Here is a 15234-nt window from a genome sequence, read left to right on the forward strand (position 1 = left end):
GCCCGGAGCGGGTTCCACGGATCACGGTCGGCGCGGGGCCCGGAGCGGGTTGCTCGGGTCCGCCGCGCGGTCGATCGCCGACTCGACGGCGGCGACGCGGTCGGCGAGGAGCCCGAGGGCGGCGACCGCGCGGGCGAGGGGGTCGTCCCCGGAGCCGCCGAGCGCCCGCGCGCGGACGTACGCGGCCCTCACCTCGGCCCAGCGCGCGGCCTGCTCCGGGGTGAGCGTGCCCCGGAGTTCGGCGAGGCGGAGGAGGTTGGCCTCGGCCTCGGTGGTGAGGGTCTGGGCCTCGGCGGTGTAGTGGTCGTCGAGCACGGCGGCCAGCTCGGCGTCGTTCATGGCGGGCGAGATCCGGGCCGCGATCCTGTTCATGGTGCGGTACGAGCCCTGGAGCCGGAACGGCGGCGCGGTGCGGGCCGCGTCGTCGCGGGCGGCGGAGGCGATGTACTCCTCGTTGACGGCGAGGACCGTCTCGCGGGCCGTGAGGAGTCGCCCGAGGACGGCGAGGACGCGCTCCAGTTCGGCCGGGGCGTACGGGTGGGCGAGCCGGTCGCGGCGCGCGGTCGGGTCGCCGGCCGCGAGCCGGACGAGGAGCTCCAGGTCGGCCCGGTCGCGTCCGGCGAGCGGGGCGAGGACGGGGTGGGAGGTGAGGGCGTTCTCCACGAAGCTGAGCGCGAAGACGTCCTCCTTGCCGGTCAGGACGTCGCCGAGGTTCCACACGTCGGCCCGGTTGGCGAGCATGTCGGGCACGCGGAAGGACTGCCCGGACTCGGTGTACGGGTTGCCGGCCATGCAGACGGCGAAGCGCTTGCCCCGCAGGTCGTGCCCGTTCAGGGTGCGGGTGGCGTCGCAGAGCGGGATGAACCTCTGCAGGAACTCCGGCGAGGCGTGCTGGATGTCGTCCACGTACAGCAGGACGTTGTTGGCCGCGCCCAGCGCGAAGGCGATCTTCTCCAGCTCCCGGCGGGCGGTGGCGTCGGGCGCCTCGACGGGGTCGAGGGAGGTGGTCCGCTGTCCGAGGGCCGGTCCGTCGACCTTGACGAGGAGCAGGCCGAGGCGGTCGGCGACGTACTCGATCAGGGTGGTCTTGCCGTAGCCGGGCGGGGAGAGGAGCAGCAGCAGGCCGTGGGAGTCGCCGCGCCCGGCGTCCCCGGCGGCGCCGAGCTGCTTGGCGAGGTTGTCGCCGACGAGCGGCAGGTAGACCTCGTCGACGAGCCGGTTGCGGACGAAGGAGGACATGACCCGGGGGCGGTGCTCGTCCACGCGGAGCCGGGCGCGCTCGGCCGCGACGAGTGCGGCCCTGCGCTCCTGGTAGGCGCGGAAGGCGGGCACGTCGACGGCGGCGAACTCCCCCGTCCTGGCGAGGAACTCGTCAAGGCGCAGGTCGAGCGAGCGGTTCCGTGCGCGGGGGTGGGCGCCCAGGAGGCCGGTGACCGTCGCGGTGGTCGGCGCTCCGACCTCGTACCGTTCGAGCCCGGGGCAGAGTTCGACGGCGACGGCCTCGGCGAGCACGCCCCCGTCGAGCGGTTCGCCGGAGGCGGAGGCGTAGGAGGTGAGCCAGGCCTCGGCGAGCTGGCGCCGCGCGCCGGGGTCCGTGAGTCCGGCGAGGGCGTCGTCGTACGCGGAACCGCCCACGGCGCGGCGGAACTTCTCCAGCAGGGTGCGGGCCGTGTCCGAGACGGCGAAGCCGGTCGGGGCGCAGGCCAGTTCCTCGATCAGGTACTCGGCGGCCGTCGGGTCGCCGATCTCTCCGGCCAGTTCGGCGCGCAGCCCGTCGACGGCCTGCGCGGCGCCGAAGAGGTCGCGGGCGCGGGTCAGCGAGACCGCGCGGCGGGTCCACTGGTCGCGGGCGGCGTCGTCGGCGGTGCGGGCCCAGAAGAACTGGGCGGCGGCCCGCGCCGCCGCCGGGTACCGCAGCAGCCCGGCCCCCTCGCGGAGGGCGAGGAGCGTCTCCAGGATGGCCGCCGCGTCGTGGTCGTGGACCCCCCGCTCGTAGCCCTCGTCGTAGGCGGCCTCGGCGGCGGACCGGGTGAGCGCGGGCAGGTCGGCGCCCACGAGGCCGTCCGCGCCGTGCTCGGCGAGCAGCCGGGCGGCCAGGTGCTCGGCCCGGTAGACGGCGGGCGACTCGGAGGGCAGCGTCCGGTCCCAGAACGGGCGGGTGGCGGCGAAGTCCGGGTCGGTGACGGGCGTGCGGTGGTCGGTCCCGGTGAGGGCGAGGGCGAGGGTGTCCCCGTGCGGTACGAGGGTCGGTTCGGGTGCCTGCCGGTTGACGGCGAACCGGTGCCGGCCGAGGCGGAGGGTGTCGCCGCCGTCGGAGAACAGCTCGGTGCGGTCGCGCAGCGCGCGCCCGGCCTCCTGGCGGGCGGCGCCGAGCCGTCCCTCCAGCTCCTCGGCGCGTACCCGGTCGCCGAGTTCGCGCAGTTCGGCGGCGGTGCGCCGGACCTTGGCGACCATCGGGTCGGAGGCGAAGTACGTGTGCACCTCGTCCAGGCCGGTCAGGGCGGCGGTCCGGCGGGCGATCGCCTCCAGGACGCGGCCGGCCGATCCGGCGAGGCGCTCGGCGCGGCGGGCGCGGGCGTCCTGGAGGGACTGCCCGCGGGCGGTGAAGGCGTCGTGGATCTCGGTGCGCCGCCCGGCGATGTCGGCGAGGAAGCCGTCGTGCTCGGCGAAGCGGGACTCCAGGTTCTCCAGCTGGAGCAGCAGGAGGCCGAGTTGGTCGTCGCAGTGGTCGGGGGTGTCGGCGGCGGCGAGCGCGCCCGTGACGGCCTGGCCGAGCAGGGCGAACTCGGCGGCGAACTCCGCCCGGCCCTCGCGGTCGAGGAGTTCGGCGCGGCGGGCGGCGAGGACGGCGCGGGCGCGGTTGAGGGCGCCCAGGACGTCCGCGACGCGGCCCAGGATCGCGGTGCGGACGGTGGCGTCGCCGACGTCGAGCCCGGCGACGATCTCGCCGAGGGTGCGCAGGCCGGTGGTCCGCTCGTCGATCAGCTCGCCGACCGGGCCCGTCGCGGCGACGGTGGCGGTCTCCCCGGCCTCGGCGGCGAGCCGCTCCGCCTCGGCGTGCTGTCCGGCGAAGGCGTCCTCGCCCCGGAGGAAGGCGACGGCCCGCCGGCCGGCCGCGGCGATGTCGGACTCGACGTCCGCGGCGAGGGCGTCGACGGCGTCCGTGTCGGCGTACCGCGTCTCCTTCAGGGTCACCAGGTGGCCCTGGGCGCGCCGGAGTTCGGTGATGCGGGAGATCCACTCCTCCGCCGTGGCGGGCGCCTCGCCGCGGACGCGCCGGACGAGCCGGGCGATCCGCTCGGTCGCCCCGGCGAGGGCGTCGGCGGCCTGCCGGGTGAGGGTGGTGACGGTGGCGAACTCGTCGAGGACCTGTCCGGCGGTGGCCCGGAGTCCGGTCAGCGGGGTGCGCAGGTCCCCGGCCGCCGGGTCCCCCAGCCAGTGGTGGACGTCGCCGGCCCGCTCGCAGGCGGCGACGAGCGCCTCGTACACCTCGCCGGCGGGGGTGGGTTCGGTGGCCTGCCGGGCGATCGACAGGCAGTCGGAGATGCCCCGGACGAGGTCCGCGTTGCCGATGCGGCCCAGCGGGCCGTCGTGCACGGGGGCCGGGTGCGCGTCGGAGGCGTACGGCGTCGTCCAGAGCTGCACGGGGTGCGTCCGGCCGGGTTCGCCGGACTCGCCGCGCAGGACGACCATCGTCCCGTCGTCGAGCAGCGCGTACCCCCGGCAGACGAGCGGGGTGGCGATCTCCTTGCGGATCAGGTTGTACGGCAGGAGGAGGCCGCGGCCCTCCGCCTCGGCGTGGAAGGCGAAGAGGAGGTCCTCGCCGTCGGGCGAGCGGACCGCGCGGTCGAAGGCGAGGCCGGAGGTGTCGGTGTCGAAGGTCTTCACGGCGCCGGAGGAGAGGCAGTAGCCGCCGGGGAAGACGACGCCCTCGTCGTCGGGCAGCCGCAGACAGGCCTGCCCGATGCCGTCCAGCCGGACGACGCTCCCGGTCAGCGCGTTGAAGACGAGGTGGCGGACGACCCCCTCCTTGTACGGGCGGACGCGGATCAGGGTCAGGGCGCCGACGACGGCATGGGCGACCTCGGCGTCGGCGAGGGACTGCAGCGGCTCGTCGACCGGCTCCGAGTAGATGCCGTCGGCGGTCCCGGGGTCGTTCTCCGTCTTGACGGTGAGCGTCCCGCCGGTCGTGGAGACGTACAGGCGCCCGCCGAGCGAGACGTGGGGGTGCCGGCCGGAGACGTGGTCGTCCCGGGTGCTCTCCGTCCAGTCGAGGTCGTGCGCGGGCGGGAGGGTGTGGTCGCGCTCGCCCCGGGCGTCGAGGAACCGCGCCCCGCCGGACGGTTCGAGGGCCCAGCGCAGCACCCGCAGGTCGTCGGCCTTCTCCCCGGTCCGGAAGACGGCGAGGAGCCGGTCCTCCACGCGCCGCAGCCGGAGCAGCCGGGCGCCCCGGAAGTAGCGGTGCAGCGCGGCGAACTCGCGGACGAAGCCGGGGTCGTCCAGGAGGCCGGGGACCGCGTCCCCGGGCAGCGGGTTCAGGTCCCGGTCGTGCAGGGCGAGGACGTCGGCGACCGCCGGCCCCTCACCGCCCGTGGCGACCGCGCGGCCGCCGAACAGCAGGACGCCGTCCCCGACGGCGACGACGTCGAGGAGCGTCCCGGCGCGTTCGGTGCGGACCCGGTCGGTGCCGTTGAGGGCGAGTCCGCCGGAGCCGAAGGCGGCGGTGCGGGCGGCGTTGAGCGCCTCGGCGCGCCGGGCCAGTTCGCCGGCCTGCGCGGTGAGGCGGTCGCGCAGCACCGCGTACGTGTCCTGGTCGATTCCGGTGCTCATCCCTGTGCTCCCTCGTACCGTAGTGACTGCGGGTCCGGTGCCGGCCACTCCCCCGTTCGCCGGCACCGGACCCGTGCTGACCGCCACCCCCGTGGGCGGTCAGTCCTCGGCCGCGCCGTTCGGCGCGGCGGCCCCGACCGGCGCGGACGGCAGGTGGCCGTCGAGCACGCCGGACTTCATGAGCTTCGCGAGCAGCGCCGAGACGCTGAGGTCGCGCACGTCGGAGCCGGAGAGCGAGCCGAGCACGTTCGTCAGGTCCTCGGTGAAGGGCTGCGAGCCGTTCAGCCACGGGCCGGCGAGGGCCTGCGCGGTCCCCGAGTGCTCGACGAAGCCGTCGACGGACCTGCCGAGCGAGACGGACCGCACGAGCCGGTCGAGGAAGACGGAGTCGCCCCCGACGATGTTGATGTCGGCGTTCTCCAGGCCGGTGGCGAGGACGGTGGCCTGGGCCTCGGCGACCTGGCGCTGCACGTCGAGGCCGGCGAGCCGGATGTCCTTCTCGGCCTCCAGGCGGAGGCGGTACTCCTCGTGCGTGCGGGACGCCTCGTCGAGGGCGGCCATCGCCGCCGCCTTCTCGGTCAGGCCCGCGGCCTCGGCCTTCAGCTTCTCCCCGATCGCGGTGGCGTCGGCGAGCGCCTTCTCGCGGGCGCCCTCGGCCTCCGCGAGCGCCTTCTCGCGGGCGCCGGCGGCCTCGGCGCGCAGCCGGGCCTCGGTGGCCTCCGCCTCCGCGCGGCCGGCCTTCTCGATGACGCCGGCCTCCTTGTCCCGGACCTGGAGCGCCGCGAGCCCCTCGGCGGCGGCCTCGGCCTGGACGCCCTCGGCGAGGCGGATCTTGGCGCGGGCGTCCATGTCGGCGGCCTTGTTGCGGGCCTCGGCGAGGGTGAGCTCCTCGGCGGCCCGGTGCACGGCGGCCTGCTCGGCGGCCTCCGCGGCCTTGATGTCCTTGACCAGCCGCTCCTGGGCCTCGGCCTCGGCGGCGATCACGATCGCCTGACGGTTGCGCTCGGCCTCCTCGACCGCCCGCAGCCGCTTGATCGACTCCTCCTGCTCGGCGACCGTGCGGTCCACCGCGACCCGCTCGCGGATCACCTCGGCGATGTCCCGGCGCTCCGCCTCGACCTCCTTCTCGGCGGAGATGCGGGTCAGTTCGGTCTCCCGGTCGCGGGCGATGACCTCCAGGAGGCGGTCCTTCTCGATCCGCTCGTTCTCGACGGCGATGACCCGCTCGCGGTTCTTCTGCGCGACCGCGACCTCGCGGGCCTGGTTCTCGCGCTGGATGCCGAGCTGCTCCTCGGTCCTCAGGAAGGCGCTCTGCGCCCGCAGCCGCTCCTCCTCCACCACCCGGGCGGTCTCGGCCTCCTCGCGGGCCCGTACGGTGTCGATCTCGCGCTTCTGCTTGATCTCGGCGTCGGCCTGGCGCCGCTCCAGCTCCAGGATGGCCTCGCGGGCGTCGACGTTCTGCCGGGTGATCTCCTTCTGCTCGTGCCGGCGGAACTCGTTGGTGCGCACGTTCTCGGCGGCGGTCAGCTCCGTGATCTTGCGGATGCCCTGGGCGTCGAGGATGTTGCCGGGGTCGAGCTGGCCGAGCGGGGTCTGCTCCAGGTGGTCGATGGCCGCGTCCTCCAGGCTGTAGCCGTTGAGGTCGATGCCGATGATCTCGATGATCCGGAAGCGCAGCTCCTCGCGCTTGGTGTAGAGGTCGGTGAAGTCGAGCTGCTTGCCGACGGTCTTGAGGGCCTCGGAGAACTTGGCGTTGAACAGCTCCTGGAGGGTGTCCTTGTCGCTGGCGCGGGCGGTGCCGATGGCCTGGGCGACCCTGATGACGTCCTCGGCGGTCTTGTTGACGCGGACGAAGAAGGAGATCCGGATGTCGGCGCGGATGTTGTCCCGGCAGATCAGGCCGTCGCGGCCGGTCCGGGAGATCTCGATCGTCTTGACCGAGATGTCCATGACCTCGGCCTTGTGCAGCACGGGCAGGACGACCTGCCCGGTGAAGGTGACGTCGACCTTCCGCGTCTTCGAGACGATCAGCGCCTTGCCCTGCTCCACCTTGCGGAACAGTCTGCCGACCACGAGGACGAGGAGGAGGGCGAGGAGCAGGACAACGGCGACGAGCACGCCGATGCCCGTGGTGATGGCATCCATGGGAGACCCCGTGTGGAGGAAGGAGGTGGGAGAGCAGGGCGGCGCCGCGTCCGCGCGGCGGGCCGGTGGGGGGCCGCGGTGGAGCCGCCCCGCGCGGGAGGACCCGCACCGGGTGCGGGGGCGCTGCCGCCGGCCGTGGAGGAGCCGTGCCCGGGGACCGGAGTCCGCCCGGGACGGCTACGGTTCGTCGGGGAAGAGCTTCGCCGTGCGCCGCGCGAGGCCACGGCACACCGGCGCGGCCGGGAAGCGGGAGCCGGCCGGGAAGCGTTCACGGGCCGGGAAACCTGCGCGGACCGGGCAACCTGCGTCGGCCGGAAACCCGGGGCGGACCGGGAAACCGGCACCGGCCGGGAAGCGCGCATCGGTCGGGAACCCGCTCATCGTGCTTCCCTCCCCCTCGCCGCGTGGCTGTCGCCGCCCCTCCACGGCGTCCCGCCGGTGGACGGGCCCTCCGTGGAACCATCGTGGCATCGCCATCTACTTGTTCGCGTTGCCGGTTTCCGGCAATCTTGACGCATCCTTGATGCCGGTGACCGCCCATGGGCGGCGCCGTCCCGCGATCGGGCCGGCGCGTCGAGGGGGGTCGATTGACGCACGGGGGCGGGGAGGAAGACGGTGGAACGGGTGATGTCCGGGGAGCACCTGGAGGGGTACGGGGAGATCCTGGCGGGGGCCTCGGCGACGGGCCGGCGGCTGACCCGCGACGAGCTGGAAACGCTGCGGGCCCGCGGTGAGCGGGCCGCCGAGGCCGGGATCGGGCTGCGCGCCCTGATACGCGCGCACCTCTCGGCCGCCGGGGAGCTGCGGGCGGAGCTGCCCCGCGCCGCCGGCGACCACCTCCTCGCCGTCGTCGAGCAGGCCGTCGACGCCTTCGCGGAGGGGCACGAGCGGGCGGGGATCCTGGCGGTGCGCCAGGAGGAGGCGTCGCGCCGCGAGTTCATCGACGACCTGCTGTACGGGCGGAGCGACCTCGGGCGCCTCGCCCAGCGCGCCGAGCGCTTCGGCCTGCTGCTCGCCCACGCGCACGCGGTGGCCGTGGCGCAGGGCAGGGAGCCGTACGAGGACGGCGCGTCCGTCACCCGGACCGTGGAGGCGTCGCTCGCGGCCCGGTTCGGCCGGCGGCGCATCCTGATCACCACGAAGGAGGGGCGCCTCGTCTGCGTCGCCCCGGCCGACCAGCCGGAGGTGCTGTCCTTCTTCGCGAAGCAGGCGTACGCGGCGACCGACGGCGGACAGGTCGCCGTCGGGCGCGCCCACTCGGGGCCCGGCGGTGTCGTCCACTCGTACGAGGAGGCCCTGAACGCCCTCGACCTGGCGGTCCGGCTCGATCTGAACGATCCGGTGCTGCGCGCCGCCGACCTGCTCGTCTATCCGGTCCTCACCCGTGACCGCCAGGCCATGGCCGACCTGGTGGTCAGCGTCCTGGGCCCGCTCCGGGAGGCGCGGGGCGGCGCCCAGCCGCTGATCGACACGCTCACCGCGTACTTCGACACCGGCTGCGTCGCCGCCGAGACGGCCCGGCGGCTCTCCCTGAGCGTCCGGGCGGTGACGTACCGGCTGGACCGCGTGCGCCGCCTCACGGGCGCCGACCCCGGCGACCCCGGCCAGCGCTACACCCTCCAGACCGCCGCCATCGGCGCCCGGTTCCTCGGCTGGCCGGGTCAGGAGCTGTGACGGCGGCGCTTCACGGCCCCCGGCCGGAGGCGGGCGTACGGGACCGTTCGAGGAGCTGGGCGAGGCCGGCGCGGGTCGCGGCGATCACGACGCGGTCCTCGGGACGCAGGACGTAGCCGGAGTGGAGGTCCCACAGGAGGCCGGGCGGGTCGTCGCGGCCGTGGGCGGCGGTGAGGTCGGGGCGGCGGGCCTGGGGGGCGGTGGTGTCGAGGGCGAGGACGCGCCAGGCGCCGGGCCGGAAGGCCTCCTGGACGGTCCGCCCCTCCAGCTGCGGCTGTCCGGCGACGTCGAGCGCGGCGAAGAGCAGCACGCGGCGTTCGACGGGGATGGCGCCGAGGATCTGACGGCCCATCATGGCGGTGGCGAAGGCGGGCGCGGCGAGGGTGGACACGCTGCGGCTGCGGGTGAGCGCGTCGGGGTGGGCGGCGCGCAGGGTGCGGTAGACGGCGGTGGCGAAGTCGTCGTCGTACAGGCGCAGGGCGACGAGCAGTTCCGGCGCGAGCGTGCGCGCGTACAGCGCGGCTTCCAGGTTGGTGGTGTCGGCGCTGGTGAGGGCGAGGAGCGCGTGCGCGCGGCGCACCTTGGCCGCCTCCAGTACGCCCTCCTGGGTGACGTCGCCGAGGACGACGGGGACGCGCAGGCTGCGGGCGAGCGCGACGCCCCGGGCGTCGGGGTCGTCCTCCACGCACACCACGGGGATGTCGAGCTCGCGGAGCCGGGCCAGGACGCGGGTGCCGATCTTGCCGAGGCCGAGCAGGACGACGTGGCCGGCGAGTCCGCGCGGCGGCCGGCGCAGCGCGGCGGCGCTGCGGTAGGCGCCGAAGGCCTCCAGGGCGCCGGCGACGAGCAGGGGCAGCAGGGCGAGGCCGACGAACCCGGTGAGGAGCTGGAGGATCTGGCGGGGCGCGGAGTCGTCGACGGCGGGCTCGGCGATGGCGAACAGGTCGAGCAGGGTGATGTAGACGGCGTGCGGCGGGGAGTCGTCCGTGACGACCGAGGAGACGACGGCCAGGACGGTCACGGCCGCGACGACGCCCGCGAGGGCCCAGCGCAGCCGGCGCGAGAGGAGTTCCTTGAACGAGGCCCCCCGGCTCGTGCGCCTGCGGGGCGTGGCCGGTTCGTGGGTGACGGCCTCCAGGACGATGGTGCCGCGGCCGGCGGCGGCCCGTACGGCGGCGTCGTCGGGGAGCAGGTGGGGGGCGTGCGGGCCGCTGCGGTCGGAGCCCTCGGCGCCGGCGGGGTCGCTGGTGGTGGAGGACAGCAGGGCGAGGGTCGCGAGGCCGGGCGGGGCCACGTCCCCGGGGCTGTGGGGCAGCCGCTCGGCGGCGCGCAGCAGCAGGCCGTCGGCCTGGACGATCTTGCGGGTTCCGGCGACGGCGGTGGCGGCGAGCGCCGGGGCGGTGGTGTCGGCGTCGGAGAGGACGGTCGTCGAGGTGTCGTGCCGGCCGCGGACGTCCTCGGGCAGCGTGAGGTCGGTGGCCTGGTCGAGCAGCTCCGCCATGCGCCGGCCGAGGTTCCGGTTGTACATCCTCAGGACCAGCCGGATCCTCGGGTTGAGGCGCCGGGCGAGGAACGCGGCCCGCATGTTGGCCTCGTCGTCCTCGTAGAGGAGGGCGAGGGCCGCGGCCCGCGCCACACCGACCGCCGACAGGGTCTGCTCGTCGGGCACGGCGGCGGTCACCTCCCGCACCCCCGCGCCCGGCGCGGTGTCCGTGACGTCCTCCGGCGGTCCGCCGGGCCGCCCGACCGCCGCGCTCATCCGGCCGAACAGCGCCGAGGCCCGGGAGAGGCTCGTCGGCCGGCTCGCCGCCCCCTCGAGACCGAGCGGCGGCGGTACGACCAGGGTGACGGACTGCCGGTACACGTCGGCGAGTTCGGCGGCGATCCGGTGCGCGAGCGCGTCGTCCCCGCACACGACCATGTGCCCGTCGCCGTGCGGCCGCCCGTTCGCCCGGGGCACTGCGCTCATGGTTCCCCCTCGGATTCCAGGATCCCGGCCGGGCCCTGACGGGGCCTCGCGGACGGCTCCGGCGCGGCCGCCCCATGCTGCCACGCGGCGGGGCGGAGGTTCACTGCCGGATCCCGGAAGCCTTTCCCGCCGTCGGCTGCCGCCGGCCGACACCCGGCCGCGGCACGGGCCCGGCCGTCCTCCACGGGCCGTACGCGGACGGGAACGCGGCCCCGTTCCGCGGGACACCGTCCGGGTTACCATTCGACCGGCCGATCCACCACCGGCCCACCACCGGTCGGGCGTACCGGCCGGCCGAACGCCGGGCCGGGCCGCCCCGTGCCCCGCAGGAGGCCCTCCCCGTGACCACACCCCCGAGAACGGACCGGCTGGTCCTCGGCTGCATGGGGCTCGGCGGCCCCTGGGACGCCGCCTCGTACACGGCCGCCGACGTGGAGGCCGCGGAGAAGGCCGTCGAGGCCGCGCTGGACAGCGGGATCACCGCCTTCGACCACGCCGACATCTACGGGCAGGGCAAGGCCGAAGCGGTCTTCGGCGAGATCCTGGCCCGCCACCCCTCGCTGCGCGCGCGCATGAGCATCCAGTCGAAGTGCGGCATCGTGCTCTCCCGCGACGACCGGCCGGGCCTGTACGACCTGCGCGGCGCGTCGATCCGGCGGAGGGTCGAGGAGACCCTGACCCGGCTGCGCACCGACGTGCTCGACACGCTCCTGCTGCACCGTCCCGACCCGCTCGCGGACCCCGAGGACGTGGCGGACGCCCTGCACTCCCTGCACGCGCAGGGCCTCGTCCGCCGGTTCGGCGTCTCCAACATGAACGCCCCGCAGATCGCCCGCCTCCAGGCCCGCCTCTCGCTGCCGCTGGCGGTCAACCAGCTGGAGATGAGCCTGGCCCGGCGCGACTGGCTGGAGGACGGGGTCCTCGTCAACACCCCGGCCTCGGCGGCCAACGGCTTCCCCGCGGGCACGGTCGAGCACTGCCTGGCCCACGGCGTCGCCCTCCAGGCGTGGGCGCCGCTCGCCCAGGGGCGCTTCACCGGGCGGCAGGAGACGAAGGAGGAGCACGCCACCGCCGACCTGGTGGCGCGCCTGGCCGAGGCCAAGGGGACGACCCCGGAGACGATCGTCCTGTGGTGGCTCCGGCGCCACCCGGCCCGCATCGTCCCCGTCGTCGGGACCACCAGCCCCACCCGCATCAGGGCCTGCGGGGACGCCGCCACCGCCGAGCCCCGGCTCACCCACGAGGAGTGGTACGAGCTCTGGATCACGGCGCGCGGCACGCCCCTCCCCTGACCGGCGGGGCGCCTCCCGGCGCGGACGGGCGCGGGGAGGCGGGGCCGACGTCCCTCACAGGGGGGCGCCGCTCGTCAGCCGGCGCGCGGAGAGCCGGGCGGGGGGCCGGTTCGGGGCGCGGCACGGCTCGGGGGCCTCGGTGTGGAGGATCTCGTGCTGGAGGCGCCGGAGTTCCGCCGAGGGCTCCAGGCCCAGTTCGCTCCTGAGGATGCGGTACAGGCTCTGGTAGGCCTGCAGGGCCTCGCCCCGGCGGCCGGCGCGGTGCAGGGCGGAGATGAGCTGGCCGTGGAACCACTCGTGGAGCGGGTGGTCGTTGACGAGGGCGCGCAGTTCCGGGAGGAACTCACGGGAGCGGCCGAGGCGCAGCTCGGTCTCCACGCGTAGCTCCAGGGCGTGGATGCGCAGTTCCTGGAGGTGGGCGATGCGTCCGGTCAGTACCGCGTTGACGGAGAGGTTGCTGAGCACGGGGCCGCGCCACAGCCGCTGGACGTCGGCGAGGAACTCCGCGGCGCGTTCGGCGTGCCCGTCCGCGAGCGCCGACCGGGCCTGGCGGACGCGCCGTTCGAAGACGAGGGCGTCGACCTGGTCCTCCCCGATGTCGAGGAGGTAGCCGGGCGCCCGGGTCGCCAGGAGCTCGTCGGCGAGCGGCAGCACCTCCTTGAGCAGCCGGCGCGCGTGGTAGATGTGCGTCTGCAGCGTCCTGAACGCCCCCGCCGGGGCCTGTTCGCCCCAGAGCTCCCGGACCAGGGTCTCCGTCGCCACGGCCGTGCGGGGCCGGAGGGCGAGCACGGCGAGCATCTGACAGATCTTCGGCGCACCCGGCACGTGGGAGCGGCCGTCATCGGTCACGATCTCGAAGGGGCCGATGAGGTTGAACTGCACGGTGCACGCTCCCGTTCCGGCATCTGACCGCCTGTATCGGTGTGCTGCGGTGTCCTTGCCGACCCTAAGGACCACGGGGGCCCGTGGCCGCACGATGGCAAAGAGAGTGTCAAGTTACCGGACGGTAGTCCGGTCACCTTCCGTCACCCGGCGGGCGTGCGCGGCGGCGACCTGATGGGCGACGGAGGCGAGGGTGATGTGCCGGTGCCAGCCGGGGAAGGACCGGCCCGCGAAATCGGTGACCCCGACCCGGACGGAGACGTCCGCGAAGTCGCGCGCGACGACGATCGGCAGCCGCATCAGGCGCACCAGCGCCGACAGCTCCGCCGGGTCGGTGTTCGTCAGCCACAGCCCGCTTCCGGCAGGGCCGTTGAGCCACTCCCCCACCAGCAGGAGTTCCCTTCCGCGCGTGCGGGGCTGCGCGACGGGCACGACGACCACGGTCGCCGGCCCGCCGGCCGCGTCGACCCTCCGGCGCAGGCGCGGCAGCGCGGCGGCCAGCTCCCCGGCGGTCCGGTCCCGGTCGCCGAACCGGGGTAACTTCGCCCGGTTCAACCGCAGATGGGTGTCCGCGTGGATCCGCACCAGGAAGCGTCCGCCCCCGGCGGCGAGCCGGCCGGCGAGCGCGGAACCGTCGATCCCCTCGGCGTCCACGACGACCGGGCCGCCGGGCACGCCCTCGAACCTGCCCAGGTCGGCGACGGCCTCGCGCAGGAACTCCTCCAGCGTGCCGGAGGAGGCACCGGGGGGTATCCCGGCACGCTGCCGCAGCGGTTCCTCCAGCCAGCGCCCGGAGAGCCTCAGCCGCCAGTCGACCGGCACCGCGTACCGGCTCCCGGCCAGCCACATCCCGACCGCCTGCTGTCCGTAGACTCCCCGGTCCTGCGGGTCGGCGCCTATCGAGTGCGGCCCCGCCTTGGGGATCACCGTCGGCCTGATCACCCACGCCTCGGGGGCGAGCGTGCGGTGCACGTGCCCGGCCAGGGCGTCGCGCACGGGCATCCAGTCCCAGGGAGAGGCGGTGATGAAGTGGTGCACGCTCTGCTGCGCGGCGCCCCCGCCGAACTGCCGGGCGATGTTGCGGAGCGTCTTGCGGCCCGGCTGCGCGAGCAGTCCCCGTACGTACCACCCCGCCTTCCGCCGCTGCTCGGCGCGGGGGAGCGAGCCGAACAGCGCCTCGCCCAGCCCCGCCTCCAGGGCGGGAGGGGAGGAACTGCCGTCTTGCGCGCGGACGTCGGGCGGAGCGTGCCGGTTCAAGGTTCCCCCATGGTGTGTGACGGTCCGGATGCGGCTCCCGGAGTGCCGGCCGGCACGGACCGAAACCGGACGACCGTCCTGTTTCGGTGAGCGGGTGCGTGCGCGCCGGGACGTTCTCGCGCGGAAACACCCGTCGGACCGGCCCGTCCGGACCGGTCCGCTCGCACGGTGGACCGGACCGGGCGATGACGGACCGCATGCCGACAGACCGGCCCGGCTCCCCGGGATCGAGAGCCGAGACGGTCGGAAACAGTACAGGCCGCAGGTTACGGCGGCGAGCGGACGCGCCCCGGAGGCCGGGGCCGCCGCCCCTCTCAGGCGGAGCGGTCGAACGGCCGGTCGGACGGCCGGTCGGACGGGGAGAGGGGAGCGGGATCGTTCGCACGGGCGTCGGCGAGCAGTCGTTCGGCCCGGTACGGAGAGGTCTCCAGCTTCGCCAGGACGCCGGGTGAGGCGACGTTGGGCAGCATCATCGCGTACAGGGCGGAGATCTCCTGGGAGAGGTCGGCGTCGGGAAGGGCCTCGGTGACCAGCTGGACGCCCGTCCAGGCGCCGACGAACAGCCGGGCGGTCTCGGCGGGATCGACGTGGGGCAGGAGCTCGCCGCGCTCGGCGGCCTCGACGAGCAGCTCGGTGCCGAGGGTGATCCAGTCGGGCCACCTGGTCCCGAAGAGACCGCGGGCCCTGGGGTCGACCGACAGGCGGATCGAGGCGCTCAGCAGGGGCTCGTGGGGCAGGCGGTGGGCCAGCAGCAGCCCCAGGTCCACCCATTCCTGCAGCTTGAACCGCTGCGGCGTGGCGCCCTCGGTCGTCACCGCCTCGTCCAGGACGGCGCGCGCCAGCTGCTCCTTGGAGGTGAAGTGGAAGTAGAGCCCGCCGCGGGTGAGTTGGATGCGCTCGATGAGACAGCCGACGGTCGTGGCGTCGTAACCGAGCTCGTCGAACATCTCCGCGGCGGTCTCGAGGATCATCCTGCGGGTGCGGAGTGCCCGCTTCTGCCTCGCCACGCTACGCCTCCAATTGACACTTTCTTTGCCTTCACTTGGACTCGCGTTGACCGACCCCGTAAAACCGAACGGAGGGCCGGTACTTTACAGCCACAACACATGACAGCGCTCACAGGACAGATCCCGAGGGGGAGCCTTGCCCGCAGTCTCTGTTGCCCGTCAGCCGTCGGAAGAAATC

The 15234-nt window shown here is 75.0% G+C and carries 8 protein-coding genes; 2 read left to right on the top strand and 6 right to left on the bottom strand.

What is annotated here, in order from left to right:
* Positions 1 to 21: 21 nt before the first annotated feature.
* The gene (locus ADL08_RS15545; RefSeq protein WP_053643208.1) at positions 22 to 4830 is read right to left on the bottom strand and encodes a DNA repair ATPase; all 4809 of its coding nucleotides are present in this window, start codon (positions 4828 to 4830) and stop codon (positions 22 to 24) included.
* Between the two features lie 99 nt (positions 4831 to 4929).
* Positions 4930 to 6975 (bottom strand): hypothetical protein, encoded by a 2046-nt coding sequence (locus tag ADL08_RS15550; protein ID WP_053643210.1) that lies wholly within the window; start codon positions 6973 to 6975, stop codon positions 4930 to 4932.
* A gap of 627 nt (positions 6976 to 7602) precedes the next feature.
* Between ADL08_RS15550 and ADL08_RS15555 the strand changes: the two genes are divergently transcribed.
* Entirely contained in the window at positions 7603 to 8649 is a 1047-nt protein-coding gene (locus tag ADL08_RS15555) for a PucR family transcriptional regulator (protein WP_053643264.1), read from the top strand.
* A gap of 10 nt (positions 8650 to 8659) precedes the next feature.
* Here ADL08_RS15555 and ADL08_RS15560 read toward each other — a convergent pair whose 3' ends face one another.
* Positions 8660 to 10618 carry a potassium channel family protein gene (locus ADL08_RS15560; RefSeq protein ID WP_053643212.1) on the bottom strand — a complete coding sequence of 653 codons (1959 nt, stop codon included), beginning with the start codon at positions 10616 to 10618 and terminating at the stop codon, positions 8660 to 8662.
* Positions 10619 to 10959: 341 nt separating this feature from the next.
* Here ADL08_RS15560 and ADL08_RS15565 point away from each other — a divergent pair, with 341 nt between their 5' ends.
* A complete protein-coding gene (locus ADL08_RS15565) occupies positions 10960 to 11910 on the top strand; it encodes an aldo/keto reductase (protein ID WP_234352150.1) in 951 nt (316 codons plus the stop codon).
* 54 nt (positions 11911 to 11964) lie between these two features.
* Here the strand turns inward: ADL08_RS15565 and ADL08_RS15570 are convergent, their stop codons facing one another.
* From ADL08_RS15570 to ADL08_RS15580, 3 genes are all read right to left on the bottom strand, one after another.
* A complete protein-coding gene (locus ADL08_RS15570) occupies positions 11965 to 12792 on the bottom strand; it encodes an AfsR/SARP family transcriptional regulator (RefSeq protein ID WP_053643214.1) in 828 nt (275 codons plus the stop codon).
* Between the two features lie 114 nt (positions 12793 to 12906).
* A complete protein-coding gene (locus ADL08_RS15575; protein ID WP_053643215.1) occupies positions 12907 to 14049 on the bottom strand; it encodes a transposase in 1143 nt (380 codons plus the stop codon).
* A gap of 314 nt (positions 14050 to 14363) precedes the next feature.
* Positions 14364 to 15056, bottom strand: coding sequence for a ScbR family autoregulator-binding transcription factor (locus ADL08_RS15580; RefSeq protein WP_078968475.1), 693 nt, complete (start codon positions 15054 to 15056; stop codon positions 14364 to 14366).
* Between the last annotated feature and the right edge of the window lie 178 nt (positions 15057 to 15234).

Origin of the sequence: Streptomyces sp. NRRL F-6492 (genome assembly GCF_001280125.1) — a bacterium.
In the GTDB taxonomy this organism is placed as follows: Bacteria; Actinomycetota; Actinomycetes; order Streptomycetales; family Streptomycetaceae; genus Streptomyces.